General features: G+C 58.9%; 18 protein-coding genes. 13 read left to right on the top strand and 5 right to left on the bottom strand.

Translation table 11 applies throughout. From position 1 onward, the window contains the following. Window positions 1-20 precede the first annotated feature (20 nt). Window positions 21-1,034: a GT-B fold glycosyltransferase domain-containing protein gene (locus EK369_RS10350; RefSeq protein WP_127114172.1), complete on the bottom strand. Its 1,014-nt coding sequence runs from the start codon at window positions 1,032-1,034 to the stop codon at window positions 21-23. Between the two features lie 117 nt (window positions 1,035-1,151). Between EK369_RS10350 and EK369_RS10345 the strand changes: the two genes are divergently transcribed. Then, window positions 1,152-1,592 (top strand): hypothetical protein, encoded by a 441-nt coding sequence (locus tag EK369_RS10345; protein ID WP_127114171.1) that lies wholly within the window; start codon window positions 1,152-1,154, stop codon window positions 1,590-1,592. On the opposite strand, the gene EK369_RS10340 is transcribed toward EK369_RS10345, so the two are convergent. Then, entirely contained in the window at window positions 1,589-2,251 is a 663-nt protein-coding gene (locus tag EK369_RS10340) for a TetR/AcrR family transcriptional regulator (protein WP_127114170.1), read from the bottom strand. The two genes, EK369_RS10345 and EK369_RS10340, sit on opposite strands and share 4 nt — an antisense overlap. A gap of 64 nt (window positions 2,252-2,315) precedes the next feature. On the opposite strand from EK369_RS10340, the gene EK369_RS10335 reads away from it, so the two are divergent. The 5 genes from EK369_RS10335 to EK369_RS10315 all read left to right on the top strand — a co-directional run bounded on the left by EK369_RS10335 (window position 2,316) and on the right by EK369_RS10315 (window position 6,807). Next, window positions 2,316-3,635 carry a flavin-containing monooxygenase gene (locus EK369_RS10335; protein WP_127114169.1) on the top strand — a complete coding sequence of 440 codons (1,320 nt, stop codon included), beginning with the start codon at window positions 2,316-2,318 and terminating at the stop codon, window positions 3,633-3,635. Beyond that, complete coding sequence (locus EK369_RS10330) at window positions 3,632-4,534, top strand: bile acid:sodium symporter family protein (protein WP_127114168.1); 903 nt, start codon at window positions 3,632-3,634, stop codon at window positions 4,532-4,534. Before EK369_RS10335 ends, EK369_RS10330 begins: the two co-directional genes overlap by 4 nt. Then, on the top strand, window positions 4,531-5,469 hold the full coding sequence (locus tag EK369_RS10325; protein ID WP_127114167.1) for an SDR family oxidoreductase: 939 nt from the start codon (window positions 4,531-4,533) through the stop codon (window positions 5,467-5,469). The genes EK369_RS10330 and EK369_RS10325 overlap by 4 nt, the downstream gene beginning before the upstream one ends. Next, the gene (locus EK369_RS10320) at window positions 5,466-6,224 is read left to right on the top strand and encodes an SDR family NAD(P)-dependent oxidoreductase (protein WP_127114166.1); all 759 of its coding nucleotides are present in this window, start codon (window positions 5,466-5,468) and stop codon (window positions 6,222-6,224) included. Before EK369_RS10325 ends, EK369_RS10320 begins: the two co-directional genes overlap by 4 nt. An 88-nt stretch (window positions 6,225-6,312) precedes the next feature. Then, window positions 6,313-6,807 carry a hypothetical protein gene (locus tag EK369_RS10315; RefSeq protein ID WP_127114165.1) on the top strand — a complete coding sequence of 165 codons (495 nt, stop codon included), beginning with the start codon at window positions 6,313-6,315 and terminating at the stop codon, window positions 6,805-6,807. Here the strand turns inward: EK369_RS10315 and EK369_RS10310 are convergent. From EK369_RS10310 to EK369_RS10300, 3 genes are read right to left on the bottom strand one after another with little or no spacing between them, the layout of a single operon-like run. After that, window positions 6,786-7,334: a TadE/TadG family type IV pilus assembly protein gene (locus EK369_RS10310; protein WP_127114164.1), complete on the bottom strand. Its 549-nt coding sequence runs from the start codon at window positions 7,332-7,334 to the stop codon at window positions 6,786-6,788. The genes EK369_RS10315 and EK369_RS10310 overlap by 22 nt on opposite strands. Window positions 7,335-7,339: 5 nt before the next feature. After that, window positions 7,340-7,864, bottom strand: coding sequence for a TadE/TadG family type IV pilus assembly protein (locus tag EK369_RS10305; RefSeq protein WP_127114163.1), 525 nt, complete (start codon window positions 7,862-7,864; stop codon window positions 7,340-7,342). Beyond that, window positions 7,861-9,687 (bottom strand): TadE/TadG family type IV pilus assembly protein, encoded by a 1,827-nt coding sequence (locus tag EK369_RS10300; RefSeq protein WP_127114162.1) that lies wholly within the window; start codon window positions 9,685-9,687, stop codon window positions 7,861-7,863. The genes EK369_RS10305 and EK369_RS10300 overlap by 4 nt, the downstream gene beginning before the upstream one ends. 314 nt (window positions 9,688-10,001) lie before the next feature. Between EK369_RS10300 and EK369_RS10295 the strand changes: the two genes are divergently transcribed. The 7 genes from EK369_RS10295 (at window position 10,002) to EK369_RS10265 (ending at window position 18,173) form a co-directional block, all read left to right on the top strand. Further along, a complete protein-coding gene (locus EK369_RS10295) occupies window positions 10,002-11,432 on the top strand; it encodes a Glu/Leu/Phe/Val family dehydrogenase (protein WP_127114161.1) in 1,431 nt (476 codons plus the stop codon). Window positions 11,433-11,435: 3 nt separating this feature from the next. Next, window positions 11,436-12,017, top strand: a complete 582-nt coding sequence (locus EK369_RS10290) for a DUF6151 family protein (protein WP_127114160.1) — start codon at window positions 11,436-11,438, stop codon at window positions 12,015-12,017. Window positions 12,018-12,124: 107 nt separating this feature from the next. After that, the gene (locus EK369_RS10285; RefSeq protein ID WP_235871396.1) at window positions 12,125-13,018 is read left to right on the top strand and encodes a DUF6268 family outer membrane beta-barrel protein; all 894 of its coding nucleotides are present in this window, start codon (window positions 12,125-12,127) and stop codon (window positions 13,016-13,018) included. 140 nt (window positions 13,019-13,158) lie between these two features. Continuing rightward, window positions 13,159-14,415, top strand: a complete 1,257-nt coding sequence (locus EK369_RS10280) for a sarcosine oxidase subunit beta family protein (RefSeq protein WP_127114159.1) — start codon at window positions 13,159-13,161, stop codon at window positions 14,413-14,415. A gap of 11 nt (window positions 14,416-14,426) precedes the next feature. Further along, a complete protein-coding gene (locus EK369_RS10275; protein ID WP_127114158.1) occupies window positions 14,427-14,699 on the top strand; it encodes a sarcosine oxidase subunit delta in 273 nt (90 codons plus the stop codon). Further along, window positions 14,696-17,629: a sarcosine oxidase subunit alpha family protein gene (locus tag EK369_RS10270; RefSeq protein ID WP_127114157.1), complete on the top strand. Its 2,934-nt coding sequence runs from the start codon at window positions 14,696-14,698 to the stop codon at window positions 17,627-17,629. Before EK369_RS10275 ends, EK369_RS10270 begins: the two co-directional genes overlap by 4 nt. After that, window positions 17,622-18,173, top strand: a complete 552-nt coding sequence (locus EK369_RS10265; RefSeq protein WP_127114156.1) for a sarcosine oxidase subunit gamma — start codon at window positions 17,622-17,624, stop codon at window positions 18,171-18,173. Before EK369_RS10270 ends, EK369_RS10265 begins: the two co-directional genes overlap by 8 nt. Window positions 18,174-18,186 lie beyond the last annotated feature (13 nt).

The following is an 18,186-nucleotide window of genomic DNA, read 5'->3' as shown; positions in this document are numbered from 1 at the left end:
AGCCCGCCTAATGGCGGTCTCTACCGCATCCAAAAGCCATTGCGCTTGATCTTGTTGCGGATCGCTTGCTCCTTGCGGGGCAGGTTGTCCCGGTCAAATAGCTCGCGCACCTTTTGCCCACGGCCCTGATAGATCATGCGCTTCATCGGTTCGTACTGCTTGAGCACTTTCTTGATCTTGTTGGGGGCTGAGATTTCTTCCAGCACATCCACCACCCGGTCGTTTTCCCGCGCATAAAGCAGGGGCAAGAGCCGGTAGTGGCACGAGACATCCCCATCCAGATAGCCCTCGGGCAGGGCATCGCGCCCACCGCCGAACGAATGGATCACCAGGGGCAAGGCAACTTGGTCGAGCCACGGGTCAAGTGACTGGCACACCAACTCTTTCGGGGTGTTCCAGCGGATTTCAGCGGCGTAGTCTGAGAACCTTTGGCCAAATTCATGTGGGCATGTGTAGTAGAAAAAGCCCGCATTGAAATAGAGATAGCGCCGCCAGTATTCATCCGGCCAATTCAGGTCCAGCGAACTGTCGAAATCCAGCTCAAAGCGGTCATAAAGCGACTTCCAGATTTCGGTATAGCCCGGCCCGTACAACTCAATTGTGGGCCAGGTCCCTTCGACTTTTCGCGACGCGCTTGGGCGTGAAAAATCAAACGGCACCGAGGTAAGGTCGCCCGTGATCAGCGTATCCGTATCAAAAAACACAAACGGCTCGTCTTTGGGCATGGCCATCAGGCCATCGATCTTGTTGCCATAGGGGTAGTGTTCGCCAAAACGCATGCTCTCAAACGGCAGGATTTCTGCGCCCAGCATTTCCAGCGTCTCGCGCACATCATCTTGGGTGATGCGGGGATCGTTTTGCCAGTTTTTTCCGGGTTGCGGTTCCGCCACGATCAGACGGCCCGTGAAGTCTGGGGAATGCGCCCTGAGCGAGGCCGCAAACAGGATCGCCTCGTACTGAAGACGCCCATTTTGACCTACGATCATGATATTGAAATCTGGCTTTTTTTGCGACTTCGACGCTTTTCTTGCCATTTTACTCACTGCCCTGCACCATACTCTTGGGCGACTATAGGCCGGGGCGTGCGCGCAAAAAAGGCTGATTTGGCAAAACCCGCGGGTATCTGGCGATTTGGAAAAGGAGGATATGAGATGAAAGGCATAGCAGCTTTTGGGGCCGTGATCGGCCTGTGCACCTGCGCGGCAATCGCTGACACCCCAACTGAACCAGAAGATCAGACCCCGAGCGGCAAGTTCCTGACTGCGACGGAAGTGCGCCCCATCCTTGCCGCGACCCAAGGCAGTTGGATTGCCGTGCGAGAGTTCAATGGGCAGGACCTGCTGTATTTCACCCATCTTCTATCGTGGCGTTGTGGCCTCTATGGCATCAGGTTTGCCGTGAACGGCGCAGATCTTCAGGAGTTTCCCATGGCTGATTGCGATGTGAACGCACCAATGACTGTGCCCTCCGAAGCAACGATATATCTCGAGTTTCCACTCGGTTCGATTGAGACCATCGATGTCGAGTTGCTGTATGACGACCTTGGAACCGAAGTTGCCAGTTTCGAGCGGGCCAACGTGATGACACCCTAGCGGTTGATCGCAGCCTCTATTCCAGCTACACAAAAGCTGACCAGTTCGTCCAGATGACTGGCGGCGTCCACGCGTGGATCACCCAGTGCCTGAACACGCCACCCGGATGTGACCAGCGCCAGCATGGCAGAGACCGAATAGACAAAACCGGCAGAAATCGTCTGACGGTGCGCGTGGGGGTAGAGTGTTGAAATTGCGTCGATAAAGCGCCCTGCAGTGGGGTCGAAACATTCCGCCGCCAGAGCATGCCACCGCGCATCAGCCGACACGTATCCAACCAGCCGCGCATAGGCCCGCCATTGCGGTCCGCCGGTTTCCGCTTTTTCCAGGTAGGGACCAAAGAAGCACTCCAGAATTGCCGTCAGCGTCAGCGGACCCAACTCCGCGCGGGCGGCCAATGCGTTTGTCCGTGCCTCGGACAATTCCTCTGCGCGCCGACCCACAACGCTTGCAAACAGGGCTTCTTTGCTGCCGCCATGATGCGTGACCAACCCCACCGGAACATCGGCCGTTTTCGCAATGTCCCGCATAGAGGCCCCATCGAATCCCCGCTCGGCAAACAGCGATTCTGCGGCGTCCCAAATCCGTGCGCGGGTCTCGAGCGAGCGCTTGGAAGGCGCCCTTTGTCTTTGTTTTTCCTGCGGAATTGCGGCGTTCATAAAAACATCTTGCCTTATTTTGGACGATTGTACAAGTTAGCAAAAGCCAGCTCGGGGAGGGAGCATGACGGACACGCGCACAATGTACGCCCTGATTGGGGCGGGTCCAATGGGTTTGGCCGCCGCCAAGGTGCTGAAAGAGCAGGGGGTGCCTTTTCAGGGATTCGAGCTGCACGCAGATGTGGGTGGCTTGTGGGACATCGACGCTCCGCGCTCGACAATGTATGAGACCGCGCATCTGATCTCGTCCAAGACCATGACCGAGTTCGCCGATTTCCCCATGAAAGACGACGTGGCCGAATATCCGTCACACCGTGAAATGGCGCGATACTTTCGCGACTTTGCCGATCACTTCGACCTGCGCAAACACTACTGTTTCAACGCCGAAGTGACCAGGATTGAGCCTCTAGGCGAAAGCGGTGCAGGCTGGCAGGTCGACTGGACCGATGCCCAAGGCACGCATTCCGAGGTTTTTGCGGGTGTGCTGATTGCCAACGGCACCTTGTCCGAACCCAACATGCCCACCTTCAAAGGTGACTTTACTGGCGAGCTGATCCACGCCTGTAACTACCGCAACCCTTCTCAGTTCGATGGCAAACGTGTTCTGGTTGTTGGGGCCGGAAACTCTGGTTGCGACATCGCAGTGGATGCGATCCACCACGGGGCGTCCTGTGATCTTTCGATGCGGCGCGGGTATTACTTTGTGCCGAAGTACGTGTTTGGCAAGCCCGCCGACACCATGGGGGGCGCGGTGCAGCTGCCGATGTGGCTCAAACGCAGGATTGATGGCTTTTTGCTCAGGTGGTTCGTGGGAAATCCGCAAAAATATGGCTTTCCGAAACCCGACTACAAGCTCTACGAAAGCCATCCGGTTGTGAACTCGCTGGTGCTGTATCACGCGGGCCATGGTGACCTGACCATCCGTCCTGATATTGACCGATTTGAGGGGAATACGGTGGTTTTCACCGATGGCAGCTCTGCTGACTATGACTTGGTGCTGACGGCCACGGGGTACAAACTGCACTATCCCTTTATCAATCCGACCTATCTCAACTGGCAGGGTGATGCGCCGCATCTTTACCTGAATGCCCTGCATCCCCAGCGGGATGACCTCTTTGTGCTGGGTATGATCGAGGCTACCGGGCTTGGCTGGCAGGGACGTCACGAACAGGCCGAGATGGTGGCCCGCTACATCGCCGGATTGCGTGACGGAAATGCCGAGGCAACCGCCCTGAAACAGGAAAAAGCCCACGATTACCAGCGTGCCACCGGGGGCGTTGAGTATCTGAAGCTTGCTCGCATGGCCTATTACGTGGACAAATCCACGTATCGTAAGGCGGTAACGAATTGGATCAGCCGCCTCGCCAAAGGAGCGCGTGCATGAACAACGTTGACGAAGTCGTCCTGAATTTCAGCCCCGGATCGCTGACCCTTTTGAATGCCATCCTCGCGGTGGTGATGTTCTCGATCGCCATTGATCTCAAACCGGAAGACTTCCGGCGGTTGGCGCAAGCCCCCAAAGCGCTGCTGACGGGGTTGGTCTCGCAGTTTCTGCTCTTGCCTGTCCTGACCTTTGGTCTGGTGCTGGCCACGCAACCAAGCCCCTCTATCGCGCTGGGCCTGATCCTTGTTGCGGCCTGCCCGGGGGGCAATATCTCGAATTTCATCACGCACAGGGCAGGGGGCAATGCCGCGCTTTCGGTGTCGATGACTGCTTTTGCCACGGTTGGGGCGATTTTTCTCACGCCTTTCAACATAGCGTTTTGGGGCAGCATGTACGCGCCCACCCGTGAAATCCTTCAGGCGACGTCGGTTGATCCGGTTGCTGTTGCCATCACAGTCGGGTTCATGTTGGTCCTGCCCTTGATCCTTGGTATCACGCTCAACGTCAAACGCCCTGACATCACACGCAAAATCCGTAATCCGCTGCAGTGGCTATCGATGGGGATTTTCGTGGCTTTTGTGCTCATTGCGCTCGCCGCGAACTGGTCGCTGTTCCTGCAATGGGCGGGTCTGGTTGCCATTCTTGTCTTTGCGCACAACGCGCTGGCGTTGGGCGGAGGGTTCACGCTGGCCACGATCATGGGGCTGTCGCAATTTGACCGCCGCGCGATCACTATTGAGACTGGCATTCAGAACTCCGGCCTTGGCCTCGTGCTGATCTTTGCCTTCTTTCAGGGCCTCGGCGGCATGGCAGTGGTCGCAGCCTTTTGGGGCATGTGGCACATCCTGTCCGGCATCGGGCTGGCCAGCATCATGAACCGAACCGAGGCGGCCAGATGACACGCATTCTGGTCACCGGAGCCTGCGGCCTTGTTGGCCGTGCCTTTCTGCAAGAGATTGCAGGCAAGGGGCATGAGGTGATCGCAACCAGCCTGCACCAACCGGCAGAAATGCCGGCCTGCATGTCGTTCCTGCCGCTGGACGTCACAGGAGATGACCCGGCGCGGATCATCTCCGCGACACGGCCCGAGGTCATCGTGCATCTGGCTTCCGTGGTGAACCCACCCACAGGCGCGACCTGCGACTTTGCCTATCAGGTGGACGTCGAAGGCACCCGCAAGGTTCTGAATGCCGCCATTGCCGCGGGGACCCGTCGGATCGTCGTAACATCATCCGGGGCAGCCTATGGATATCACGCCGACAATCCCGAATGGCTGAGCGAAAGTGATACTCTGCGGGGCAACTCGGAATTCCCCTATAGCGATCACAAACGGCAAGTCGAAGAGATGCTGGCAGACGCGCGCGTCCTTCATCCACAGCTCGAACAGGTGATCCTGCGGGTTGGAACGGTGTTGGGTGAAGGCACGGAAAACCAGATTACCGCTCTGTTTCACAAGCCCAAACTGCTGGGGATCACAGGCAGCGACAGCCCCTTTGTCTTTATCTGGACCCGCGATCTCGCGCGGATACTGTTGCGCGCGGCAACCGATGGCCCTGCGGGGATCTTCAACGTGGCCGGAGACGGTGCCTTGGGGGTCGAAGACCTCGCCCGAGAAATGCACAAACCGCTGTTGCGTATGCCGGCGTGGGTGTTGAAAGCAGTACTTGCCATTGCCAAACCCCTGCGTCTGAGCCGCTATGGGCCCGAGCAGGTGCGTTTTCTGCAGTATCGCCCCGTGCTCGACAACACGGCGCTGAAACAACGGTTTGGCTATGTGCCCGAACTGAGCAGCGCACAGGTATTTGATTTGTGGCGCAAGGGGGCCGGCCTGTGAAAACTGCGGTGATTTCGGGCGGCAATGGTGGGCTTGGCCGTGCTTTGGCGGCGCGGCTGCAAAGCCGGGGCTGGCGTTGCGTCTTGCTGGACCTCACCATCGAGGGGCTTGAGACCACATCGCAGCAACTCCCGATTTCCTGTGATTTGACCGATCCTGAGCAGCTGGCCAAAGCCACCACTCACATCCTGGACAGTTCCGCATCGGTCGATCTCGTCATCTATAACGCGGGTATCACCCAGATCGGCGCTTTTGCCGATCTGGAAGAGACAACCCTGCGTAAGCTGTTCGAGATCAATTTCTTTGCCGCAACCAACATGGCGCGCGCCTTTCTTGGCCCTGTGCGGGCCGCGCGCGGCACCCACCTCGCCATCTCCTCTGTCGCGGGGTTCGCGCCGCTCTATCACCGTACGGCCTATGCCGCCTCAAAACATGCACTCGAAGGTTTTTTTGCGTCGCTGAGATCGGAAGAGGCCCCGTATGGCGTGCGTACCCTGATTGCAGCGCCCAGCTTCGTGGCGACCAATATCGGCAACGACGGGCGGCAGCCCGATGGCACGGCGCGACCGGGCTCGGCCACAGATGGCATGGACTACATGTCACCGGACGAAGCCGCCCATGTGATCCTGCGTGGCCTGACGCGGAGCCGTCCCTACACACCTGTCGGGCGTGTGGCCCGCCTCAGCCATTTGATCCACCGTCTCAGCCCGACGCTCTATCAATCCATGATGGAGCGCAATATCCGCGGCCAATAAAGGTCCGCATCCCCGTTTGTGATCCGAACAAGCCTTGCCCTTTGGTCAAAGGCTGAGGTAGGGCAGGGCGTCATAGGGGGACTGGATAATGTCTGAAGAGGTTCTTGCAACTGTCAGCGCATCGGCACCACGCCGCTGGATGGCGGTGGGTATCATGGGTATCCTGGGCGCACTCTTGCTCTACATTGCGATGACAACGCCACCGGCTGTCCTGGGCTGGCAGGTCTTTCTGATCGTGCTGGGTATCGTAGCGCTGGTCTTTGCCGACAAGACACGGCGCGCGACTGAGCGGGTTGTGGAACTGACAGCCCAAGGTCTGCGCGACAGCACCGGCACCGTCATTGCCCCTTTGGCAGACATCGACCGTATCAACCGCGGAATGTTCGCGATGAAGCCTTCAAACGGATTCACGCTGGTTCTGAAACACGGTCGCGATCGTTCCTGGCAACCGGGCCTTTGGTGGGCCATTGGCAAACGGGTCGGGATCGGTGGCGTAACGCCCGGCTCTCAGACCAAGTTCATGGCGCAGATGCTCGAGGCCATGGTCGCCGAAGCCAGGGCTCAGGACGACCAGACCAGCTGAGGTGCAAATCGAGGGCGGGTAAAGATGAACGTGTCCATCTTCAATTCTCCCAAACCCACATCCAATGGCGGATCATAGGTCGAGGTGGTTTCCACGATGATCAGGGTTTCGCCGGCGGACATGTTGGGCAACATGCCATCTAGATCATCCATGTCTGCCCCGGTCATGGCATGGATATTGCCTTTGACCTGGGACCACTTGAACACATAGTCCTGCTCGGCAAGCGAGTAGCTGATAACCGTCACCCGCAGACCAGACTCCGAGTCGCTGCTGGCCAGCATGTCAAACAGTGTCTTGGCGCTGGTCAGATAGGTGTCGTTGATGGCGTTGGTTTCACGTGACAGCATATCCGAGATGGTAAAGGCCGCCTTTTCCGTGGTTGATCGGGTCTTGTAGGCATCAAAGAAAACCCACATCGCCACAAAAGCCCACAGAAGGACCGGCAGGATAATGGCGACTTCGACCGAAACCGAGCCGCGCGCATCTTCGCGAAAGCGGCGCAAGAGGTTGTAGTAAGTGGTCAACATGGGTGTTACCTCGGTTCCTGTACAAAGGCTGCTTTGGCAATCAGCGCGGCATCGCCTGAGCTGTCCTTTGCCATGAAAGCCCCCAAGCCATAGTCTGCAAACATCGGTTCGTATTTGGCGCAGGCCCGGATGATCATCAGCTCGTTGTCCATCCCGTTGCGAAAGGCCGTTACGGGCAGCACTTCTTCAGATTTGTTGGTACAGGTCACTGCTGTCGGGATGTCGGTCCAGGCGCGCGGATCAACCAGATACATTTCCAATGCAAGGTTGTTATTGCAGTCAGACACGACGTTGGTCTCTGCGCAGACAGCAGTGCGGATATCGGTGTGCGACGGCGCTGTGCCTGTGGTCAGGCGGATGTCGCGTACCACAATGTCCAGCGCCCTCTCGAGCAGGGCTGAGCGAATGGTCATCATGCCCAGTTCGACCGAGGACAACAGGATAAAGAAAAACACCGGGAACATGACCGCGAATTCAACCGCAGCGCTGCCAGTGTCATCCCGGCGGAATTGTTTGAGGAACTTGATCATTGGGTCAGCTTCAGTTGTGCGATGGAAGAGGCGATGGCCGCGAAAGCATCAGAGATCTCCAGCCCATTGACGTCAAAATAGTGACTGACCGAGCTGGCACAGTCCTTGAGTACCGCCTGTCCAGTTGAAGGCGCCTCAAATCCAATCGTAAACACCACAATGTCCTGCGCTTTGGCTGCGTCACAGATGTTCTTGGTGCGCGTATTCTTGGTCGAGGAACCAACATATTTGCGCACGTCGTAGTACCAGTCATCCCATGCGGAATACGACCAGGGTTCGTAGTGTTCTTCGACGTTCCATTCCAGCGATGTATAGGCCCAGAGGTCGGGGTACTGCAAAAGAACGGCCTCACCTGCTTCAGAGACGGTTGTGATCACCTCTTCATAGGTGGTCTTGTTTCCCCACTTTCTACACTTGCCCTTTCTCGTGTCGTATCTTTTGCAATACTGTTCGACGTGTTCGATCCATTCGCTCGTGGTGATTTCGCCGTTGCCATAGGGGTGATCCGACCAGGAACCGTCATAGGGCCAATAGTATAGGTCGTCGTCATAGGCACCGTTGTTGTTGCGGTCATTATAGTCCACACCAACGTAAACTGAATAAACCTCTTCCTGGTCGTTCCACCAGATGTTCGAATCCCCTTCGCGGAACCCGTCCGCAACGTAGTACTGCGAAGTGTTCTGACCATCGGTCATCAACACGATCACTTTCAGAGACTCGCCGTCATTATAGCCGTGCGGACGCTCGATGAAGTCGCTGGAGACATCGCCTTGCTCGATCATGTAGTCAATTGAGGTTTGCGTCGATGGATCAAGCAGAGCGGCCCCCCACTTCATACCGAGGTCGATAGAGGTGTTACCGCTGGCCCAAAGGCCGTCGATGTAGCTCTTGAGTTTGGTCTGATCTTTTTCAAGCACCAGCACCTCGCTGGCACTGTCGGTCCGGCACACGGGACTTGAAACCAGTCTCTTGGGGTCATCATCCCGGCCATCAAAGTCGCTCCAGGGGCTGAAGTGCATGGCCTGCTGCCAGCGATCAGCGGGATCAAGCGCGGTGTTGTTAAAGTCAGCGCTGTCAAAGTGAAGACAGTGCGAATACCCCTGCTGGTTCGAGGCCGTGTCCGCCGAGCCGAAATCCAGAACGGTATCCACGTCGACTGTACCGCTGATTGAGGCATTGAGTGTGTTGAAAAGATTTTCAGGCACGGCGACCTGTGTGGCATAGGGGACGATCGAAACTGACAACTTTCCGTCGTCTGTATTATCGACCATTGTATCGATAAAGTCCTTTGCCGCGACCTTGAGGTTCGTAAGGCGGCTGTTGCTGTTCATCGAGCCAGAGACGTCCAGCACCAGCGAAATTTCAACGCCATCGATGCGTTCTTCTGCGACGCCGGATGCAGGCACGCTGATCGTGTCAATGCCAGCGAGATGCATAAAGTCGGTTTCCATGGACATCTCGGCTTTGGCCTCGACAACACGATAGTTCAGGCCCTCATCCACCGTGACGCTGGTCAGGTAGTCACTCATTCCTGACTTGGCAAAATAGTCGTTCACGACGGCTTCGGGGTCGAGTTCCTGGTTCAGGTCAGCCGCAGCCAGAATGGCGCGATCCAGGGTGTGTTGCATCTTGGTGCGCTTCATTTCCGAGCGCATCACATCAATGCCAATCCCGCCAACCATCAGGATCATGAGAAATAGAAAAATGGCGAAGCCGACCAGTGCGCCGTCTTCGTCACGTGTAAATTGCCGTAGTCCGGCCGCGCAGTGTTCCCGCACGCGCAACCGCGCTTTTTCTGTCAGTGAGTGTTCAAACAGAGGCATATTCGTCACCTAGAAATCCGGCGCAAACACAGGAATCAGCCTTTTGCGTTACCCACTGCGCCACAGTCTTTGTCCCATGCAAATCGGGCAAAACTGGGGCAAACTTGGCGCGAGATTGCGGAAACTATCCTGATTGCAAAGGGTTGCCTGAACAGTGCGATCAATTCGAAGGAATTGTTTCCAGTTTTCGAATTGCACAATAAATAGGCGCTAAAGCAAACATTCCCCTCGCCAGAGTGTTGTCATCCGTCATAGGCTGCGAGAATTCAGACCTGCGGCGTTGAGTCGCAAAAATGCTTGTCAGGAGGATATCGATGAGCACCCCCAAAGAGCCGAGTTTCAGAGAAAGCGTTGACCTGATGTTCAACCGCGCAGTGGCGCTGATGGACCTGCCGCCCGGGCTCGAAGAGAAGATCCGCGTATGTAACGCGACATATACGGTGCGTTTTGGTGTCCGGTTGCGTGGGCAAATTCAGACCTTTACCGGATACCGCTCGGTGCATTCCGAACACAAGGAACCGGTCAAGGGCGGCATACGCTATGCCATGGGTGTGAACCAGGATGAGGTCGAGGCGCTGGCAGCGCTGATGACCTATAAGTGTGCCTTGGTCGAAGCGCCTTTTGGCGGCTCCAAGGGGGGGCTGCGGATTGATCCCCGCCAATACGAAGACCACGAATTGGAACGTATCACCCGCCGGTTTGCCTATGAACTGGCAAAGCGCGATCTGATCCATCCCTCGCAGAACGTGCCAGCCCCGGATATGGGGACGGGCGAGCGTGAAATGGCCTGGATTGCCGACCAATACGCGCGCATGAACACCACCGACATCAATGCGGTGGCCTGCGTCACCGGCAAGCCGCTGAATGCAGGTGGGATCTCGGGCCGGGTCGAGGCAACTGGCCGTGGCGTGCAATATGCCCTGCGCGAGTTCTTCCGCGATGCGCGCGATATGGAAAAGGCTGGCCTGACTGGTTCGCTCGATGGCAAGCGCGTGATCGTGCAGGGGCTGGGCAACGTGGGCTACCACGCGGCCAAGTTCCTGTCGCAAGAAGACGGATCAAAAATCACCGGCATCGTTGAATGGGACGGTGCTCTGGTCAACGAAGCCGGGCTGGATGTGGATGCGGTGCGGGCCTGGATCGGCAAACACGGCGGGGTGACGGGCTTTCCTGATGGCACCTATGTCAAGGAAGGCGCGGTTGTTCTGGAAGAAGACTGCGACATTCTCATCCCTGCTGCGCTGGAAGCGGTTATCAACCTCGGCAACGCAGAGCGCATCAAGGCCCCGCTGATCATCGAGGCGGCGAACGGTCCGGTAACCGCTGGCGCGGACGCCATCCTGCGTGAAAAGGGCACCGTGATCATTCCCGACATGTATGCCAACGCAGGCGGTGTGACCGTCTCTTACTTTGAATGGGTCAAGAACCTCAGCCACATCCGTTTTGGCCGGATGCAGCGCCGCCAGGAAGAGGCGCGCCACCAGCTGGTGGTGGATGAGCTGCAACGCATCTCGGATGCGATGGGCAACACCTATTCGATCACCGAGAGCTTCAAGCAAAAGTACCTGCGCGGTGCGGATGAACTGGAGCTGGTGCGCTCAGGTCTCGATGACACCATGCGGATAGCCTATCAGTCGATGCGCGATGTCTGGCACGAGCGCGGCGATGTGGATGATCTGCGCACTGCCGCGTATCTCGTGGCCATCGACAAGGTTGCCGCCAGCTACCGTGCCAAGGGGCTCTGATTTGTGAGTGACCTGAGATTTTCATGTAAATGCGGCACCCTTTCGGGGGTGCTGCACGACGTGTCGCCCAAGGCAGGTTCGCGTGTGGTGTGTTACTGCAAGGACTGTCAGGCTGGCGCGGATGCGTTAAATGCAGGCTATGTGCTGAATGACCGGGCTGGCTCGGACATTTTTCAGACCGTGCCGTCTTTGGTCGACATTCAGACGGGCAAGGAACACCTGGCTTGCATGCGCCTCTCTCCCAAAGGGCTCATGCGGTGGTATGCCGGTTGCTGTGATACCCCCCTGTTCAACACGTTGTCCTCGCCCGGTCTGAGCTTTGTCGGCATTGCGACCAGCAATCTGCACGGCAACAAGGATGCACTCGGCCCGGTGATTGCCGTGAACAAAGGCGAGTGCGCGACCCCCGGCGATCCCATCAAGAGCTACGGCTTTCTGAGCGCAGGCTGGCAGATCATGAAGCGCAACCTGTCCGCCAAGCTGCGCCGCGACAAGGCCACGCCTTTCTTTGACGCGTCTGGTCATCCGGTGGTCACACCACGCGTGCTGACTCTGGAAGAGCGCAAGGCGGCGACACCCGACTAAGGGGCAGCAAAAACTTTTCCGAACTATTTTCGATCGCTCCGACGTCCTGCTTCGTAGTGACTGTAGATCCGCGTGAAACTGCGCGGAATACAATGAGCGAGAGCAGAATGACGAGACGGATATGGCGGGTGATGGCGGCTGCGGGACTTCCGGCACTGATGGCGACAGAGGGGTCCACACAGCAAAGTGGCTGGACAACGGTTTTTGATGGCCTTGTTGTGGCACAGGATGACGCCAACCTCAGCGGCGGTGGGTCGTTCTCTTCCAGCCGCGCGTTCCTGCGAGGCGGCGCGCTCTATCGCGACGACGATCTGTCTTACGGGTTCCTGCTCAGCCTTGGTGAATACTCCTACGATTTCGCCACACCCGGCGCGGCGCCCTGGGACGATGTCCGTGACATCCGCATCTCGGCGCCGGTTCGGTTTCGCACCAACGGCGGGGCCAAGGTCTTTGTCTCTCCGCAACTGCGGTGGGATTATGAGAACGACGCCTCGGCCTCGGATGGATTCACCTATGGTGTGTTTGCAGGCGTAACATGGCAGGTCTCGCCCAATCTGGAAATCGGTCCGGCCTTTGGTGCCTTTTCCGAACTGGAAAGCAATGACATCGATCTCTTCCCTGCGCTTCTGGTGAACTGGCAGATGACGGATCAGTGGTCGCTCGGCACCAGCACCGCTGCCGGTGCCTCTCAAGGTCCCGGCGTCTCGCTCAGGTATCAGGCGTCGCGCAGCACCAGCCTGTCGCTTTCAACGCGCTACGAACGCACCCGGTTTCGGCTGGACAACACTGGGCTGGCCCCGGGCGGCATTGGACAGGATTCCAGTGTCCCCGTTGTCCTGTCCGTGGACTACAAACCCAACCCGGGCCTGTCATTCAATGCCTTTGTTGGCATGGAGTTTGATGGCGAATTGAAGCTCGAGGAGTCATCAGGTGCAACCGTGAGCCGGCAAAGCTATGACGACGCCCTGATTGCCGGTCTGGCCTTTCGGGTCTTGTTCTGACGCTGCTTTGGCCCGCAACTTTCCAGCCTTGCTGGGGATTACGACAAAACCTGTCGCTTTCTGCCAAGTATCGCCTATCAGGCAGTTGCACTTTCCTCGCAAGCCGGGTTTCATCGTTCCCGGTCTGATGGGAGTGCAAGATGCGATTTTCGAGTTGGAAGGTTTTCACCGAAGGGCTGTCCGGGAACAAGGGTTGGAGCGCGCATTGGCGCGACGCCCAGCCCAAATCGGAATACGACTACATTATCATCGGTGGTGGCGGCCACGGGCTGTCGACCGCCTATTACCTTGCCAAGAACCACGGCATCACCAACGTTGCGGTGCTGGAAAAGGGCTATCTTGGCGGCGGCAATGTCGGACGGAACACCACCATCGTGCGCGCCAACTATTTCCTGCAGGGCAACTCTGAATTCTATTCCCACTCGCTGAAACTCTGGGAAACCCTCGAAGAAGACCTGAACTACAACGTCATGCATTCCCAGCGTGGGCTCATCAACCTGTTCCATTCGGACGGGCAACGCGATGCCTTTGCCCGGCGCGGCAACATGATGATCAACCAGGGTGACGACGCGATCCTTCTGGACCGCGAGGGCGTGCGCAAAGAGCTGCCTTATCTCGACTTCGAACAGACCCGGTTCCCGATCTACGGCGGCCTGTTCCACAAACGTGGCGGGACGGCGCGCCATGACGCCGTGGCCTGGGGCTATGCGCGCGGCGCCTCTGATCGTGGCGTGGATCTGATCCAGAATTGCGAAGTCACCGGGATCGATATCGTCGATGGCGTCGTCAAAGGCGTGCAGACCACCAGGGGACCGATCAAGGGCAATAAGGTCGCGATTATCGTCGCGGGCCGCTCCGGTCAGGTGGCCGCCATGGCCGGACGCCGCTTGCCAATCGAAAGCCACGTCCTGCAAGCCTTTGTGACCGAAGGGCTGAAGCCGGTGATCGACCACGTGATCAGCTTTGGCATGGGCCACTTCTACATGAGCCAGTCCGACAAGGGTGGTCTGGTCTTTGGCGGCGATCTGGATTTCTACGCCTCTTACGCGTCACGCGGTAACCTGCCGATGAAAGAACACGTGATGGAGGCGGGCATGACGCTGATGCCGATGATCGGCAAGGCCAAGGTGCTGCGGTCCTGGGGCGGGATCATGGATATGACGCCCGATGGCTCGCCCATCATTGACAAGATGGAGGGCATCGACGGGCTCTATATCGACTGCGGCTGGAACTATGGCGGTTTCAAGGCCGTGCCCGCGTCAGGCTGGTGCATGGCGCATCTGATGGCGACAGACACTCCCCATGACGTCGCGGCCAAGTATCGCCTCGACCGGTTTCGGACCGGCATTGGCATCATGGATGAAGAGGGCACCGGCTCTCAGCATAACCTGCACTGAGGAGAAGATAGATGCGTATTACATGTCCTCTTTGCGGCGAACGAGATCGACGCGAGTTTTATTATGTGGGTGATGCGGTGGCGCTGGAGCGCCCCGACCCGGATGCAGGCGACGTGGTCTGGGATGACTACGTGCACAACCGCGACAACCCCGCGGGCGTGACCCGCGATCTGTGGTACCACGAAAGCGGTTGCGCAGCCTGGGTGGTGATCACCCGCAACACGGTGACCCATGAGATTCTCAGCACCGAGCTGGCGTCAAAAGTGAAGGAGGCGCAGTCATGAGGGTGAATGGCAAAGGCCTTGTCGACCGCTCCGCGCCGTTGAGCTTTACTTTTGACGGCAAATCGGTCGAGGCTTACGCAGGCGACACCGTGGCCTCGGCGCTTCTGGCTGCCGAGATCAAGATGATCGCGCGGTCCTTTAAATATCACCGCCCCCGTGGCGTGATCGGCGCAGGCAGCGAAGATCCTGGCGCCCTGATCACCGTGGGCAGCGGCGCGGTGCAGGACCCCAACGTGCGCGCCACCGTGCAAGAGGTCTATGCCGGGCTGGAAACACGCTCGCAGAACTGCTGGCCATCGCTGAACGTCGATCTGCTCAGCCTCAATGACCTTGCCGCGCCTTTCCTTGGGGCCGGCTTCTACTACAAGACCTTCATGTGGCCCAAAGCTTTTTGGGAAAAGCTCTATGAACCGGTGATCCGTCGCTCTGCCGGGATTGGCGCGCTGAGTGGCAAGCACAATCCCGATACTTACGAGAAAGCCTTTGCTTTCTGTGATCTACTGGTCATTGGCGCAGGCCCCGCCGGGCTGATGGCAGCGCTGACCGCCGGCCGCGCGGGCGCCGAGGTGATCCTATGTGACGAAGACAGCGTCATGGGCGGGCGGCTCAACGGGGAGACCTATGAAATCGGCGGCCAGTCGGGTCAGGACTGGGCGGCGCGGGCCGTGGCCGAATTGTCGGCAATGGACAACGTGCGCCTGATGACCCGCACCACCGTAACCGGGGCCTACGACCAGGGCACCTATGGCGCGCTGGAGCGGGTCGGACATCATCTGGGCGGACTTGGCGACACACCGCTCGAGTGTTTCTGGCGCATCGTCGCCAAGCGGTCGATCCTCGCGGCTGGGGCCATCGAGCGCCCGGTTGCCTTCCGCAACAACGACCGTCCGGGCATCATGACCGCGAGCGCCGTGCGCACCTATCTCAACCGATATGGTGTAGCGCCGGGCAAGAAGGTGACGATTTTTGCCAACAACGACGATGCCCACCGGACTGCGCGCGATCTGGTTGCAGCCGGTGTGCACGTGGCCGGGGTCATAGACACACGACAGGACGCGCCGGATGGCGAGGGCTACGAGGTCTACAAAGGCGCCGAAGTCTGCAACTCCGAAGGCCGCAAGGCCCTGGAGGCGGTGACTTTCCGCTATCCGGATGGGCGCGAGGACAAGCTGCAAACCGATTGTCTGGCGATGTCCGGCGGCTGGAACCCCAGCGTGCACATGACCTGCCACATGAACGGTCGACCCACCTGGAACGAAGACATCCTGTCCTTTGTCCCCACCGACGGGACCGTCCCCGGTATGGTCACGGCGGGGGCCTGCAACGGGGCGTTTTCGACCCACGCGGCCTTGGCTCAGGGTGCGGCTGGTGCCGAGGCGGCGCTGGGCGACCTCGGGATCAAGATGACCAAGGCGGACCTGCCCGAGGCCGAAGATGCGCCTTATCGTCTGAAACCGCTCTGGGCGGTTGCGGGCAAGGGGCGCGCTTGGCTCGATTTCCAGAATGATGTCACCGTCAAGGACGTGAAACTGGCAGCTGCCGAGAACTTCCGCTCGGTCGAACACATGAAGCGCTATACCACCCAAGGCATGGCGCCGGATCAGGGCAAGAACTCGAACGTGGCCGCACTCGCCGTGCTGGCGGACGCCACTGGACGGGGCATTCCTGAAACCGGCACGACGACCTTCCGTCCGCCTTATGTGCCGGTGTCGATCGCCGCACTGGGGGCCGGGGCGCAGGGGGATGGCTTTGCGCCGCAACGCTTTACCACCAGCCACAAGGCCAGCGTCGATGCCGGCGCGCCGATGATCGAGGCAGGCCTCTGGTATCGCCCCAGCTATTTCCCCGCACCGGGCGAGCGCACCTGGCGGCAATCCTGTGACCGCGAGGTCAACATGGTGCGTAACGCCGTGGGCATCTGCGACGTCTCAACCCTGGGCAAGATTGATCTGCAAGGGCCGGACGTGGGCGAATTCCTCGATTTCGTCTACACCAACATGTTCTCGACCCTGAAGGTGGGCAAAACCCGTTACGGCCTGATGCTGCGCGAAGACGGCACCGTCATGGACGACGGCACCACCGCACGGCTGGGGGAAAACCACTTTGTCATGACCACCACGACGGCAGCGGCCGGGCCGGTGATGCGGCATCTTGAGTATGTGCATCAGTGCCTGCGTCCGGATCTGGATGTCTCGATGATCTCGGTGACCGAGCAGTGGGCGCAGTTTGCTGTCGCGGGACCCAAATCCCGCGAACTTCTGAACGGGCTTCTGGACGTGGAAATCGACGATGCGAGCTGGCCCTTCATGGCCTGCGGCGAAGTCACTTTGCAGGGCATCAAAGGCCGCCTGTTCCGCATCTCTTTCTCCGGCGAACATGCCTATGAGGTTGCCGTGCCTTCGCGCTATGGCGACAGCCTGTTCCGCCTGTTGGTGGCCCGCGCCGAAGCGATGGGCGGTGGGGCCTATGGCATGGAGGCGCTGAACGTGCTGCGGATCGAAAAGGGTCATATCACCCACGCTGAGATCCATGGCCGCACCAACGCCTTTGACATCGGTTTTGCCAGGATGGTCAGCGCCAAGAAAGACTGTATCGGCAAGACCATGAGCGAGCGTCCGGGGCTCGTGGGGGAAGAGCGTGCGCAGCTCGTGGGTTTGAAACCCGTGGGCGTTGTCCAGCAGATCACCGCTGGCGCGCACCTGTTCAATGCGGATGATGACCCGGTGCGAGAAAACGAACAGGGCTACACCACCTCGGTCGGCTTCTCACCGACGCTCGAGAGCTACCTGGGGCTTGCCTTTCTGCGCAATGGGCGCGCGCGCCATGGTGAAGAGATAAAGATGGTCGATCACCTGCGAGGCATCACCACCCGTTGCGTGGTGTGTGATCCGGTGTTCTTTGACCCCGAAGGAGGGCGTGTCCGTGGCTGATCTGATTGCAAAATCCCCCTGCGCGGGCCTGCTGCCTGTGACCCATGGCACCACCTCGCTCAGCGAAGTTGAGATGACCACACTGACCTCGGTCGCGCCTTACAAAGGGCAGGAGACAGGCCTGTCGGACGCATTGAAAGCGGCGCATGGCATGGCCTTGCCGGACATCAACCGCGCCACTGGCAAAGAGGGCGCGCGCGCCGTCTGGTTCGGGCAGGGGCAGGTGATGCTCATCGGGCCGTCACCGGCCTCTTCGCTGGCGGACCATGCTGCCGTGACCGATCAATCCGATGCCTGGGCCCTTGTGCGTCTCGAAGGTGAGGCCGCCGAGGATGTTCTCGCCCGGCTTGTGCCTGTCGATCTGCGCCGGGCGCAGTTCAAACGCGGGCACACGGTGCGCAGCCAGCTCCAGCACATGATGGTCTCGATCACCCGCACCGGCGACAATGCGTTCCTCATCATGGCGTTCCGGTCGATGGCAAAAACTCTGGTGCACGATCTGGAAACTGCCATGCGGGGGGTTGCAGCACGCGGCAGCGCCTGACACAAATGGGGCC

It is taken from the genome of Shimia sediminis (genome assembly GCF_003990645.1).
Classification (GTDB): Bacteria; Pseudomonadota; Alphaproteobacteria; order Rhodobacterales; family Rhodobacteraceae; genus Shimia; species Shimia sediminis.
The sequence above is the reverse complement of the archived record's forward strand: the minus strand, read 5'-3'. Positions and strand labels throughout refer to the sequence as shown.

Excerpts from the sequence above, each read along its gene's own strand:
- EK369_RS10350 (WP_127114172.1), bottom strand. The coding sequence starts at position 1,034 with ATGGCAAGAAAAGCGTCGAAGTCGCAAAAAAAGCCAGATTTCAATATC.
- EK369_RS10345 (WP_127114171.1), top strand. The coding sequence starts at position 1,152 with ATGAAAGGCATAGCAGCTTTTGGGGCCGTGATCGGCCTGTGCACCTGC.
- EK369_RS10340 (WP_127114170.1), bottom strand. The coding sequence starts at position 2,251 with ATGAACGCCGCAATTCCGCAGGAAAAACAAAGACAAAGGGCGCCTTCC.
- EK369_RS10335 (WP_127114169.1), top strand. The coding sequence starts at position 2,316 with ATGACGGACACGCGCACAATGTACGCCCTGATTGGGGCGGGTCCAATG.
- EK369_RS10330 (WP_127114168.1), top strand. The coding sequence starts at position 3,632 with ATGAACAACGTTGACGAAGTCGTCCTGAATTTCAGCCCCGGATCGCTG.
- EK369_RS10325 (WP_127114167.1), top strand. The coding sequence starts at position 4,531 with ATGACACGCATTCTGGTCACCGGAGCCTGCGGCCTTGTTGGCCGTGCC.
- EK369_RS10315 (WP_127114165.1), top strand. The coding sequence starts at position 6,313 with ATGTCTGAAGAGGTTCTTGCAACTGTCAGCGCATCGGCACCACGCCGC.
- EK369_RS10310 (WP_127114164.1), bottom strand. The coding sequence starts at position 7,334 with ATGTTGACCACTTACTACAACCTCTTGCGCCGCTTTCGCGAAGATGCG.
- EK369_RS10305 (WP_127114163.1), bottom strand. The coding sequence starts at position 7,864 with ATGATCAAGTTCCTCAAACAATTCCGCCGGGATGACACTGGCAGCGCT.
- EK369_RS10300 (WP_127114162.1), bottom strand. The coding sequence starts at position 9,687 with ATGCCTCTGTTTGAACACTCACTGACAGAAAAAGCGCGGTTGCGCGTG.
- EK369_RS10295 (WP_127114161.1), top strand. The coding sequence starts at position 10,002 with ATGAGCACCCCCAAAGAGCCGAGTTTCAGAGAAAGCGTTGACCTGATG.
- EK369_RS10285 (WP_235871396.1), top strand. The coding sequence starts at position 12,125 with ATGACGAGACGGATATGGCGGGTGATGGCGGCTGCGGGACTTCCGGCA.
- EK369_RS10280 (WP_127114159.1), top strand. The coding sequence starts at position 13,159 with ATGCGATTTTCGAGTTGGAAGGTTTTCACCGAAGGGCTGTCCGGGAAC.
- EK369_RS10275 (WP_127114158.1), top strand. The coding sequence starts at position 14,427 with ATGCGTATTACATGTCCTCTTTGCGGCGAACGAGATCGACGCGAGTTT.
- EK369_RS10270 (WP_127114157.1), top strand. The coding sequence starts at position 14,696 with ATGAGGGTGAATGGCAAAGGCCTTGTCGACCGCTCCGCGCCGTTGAGC.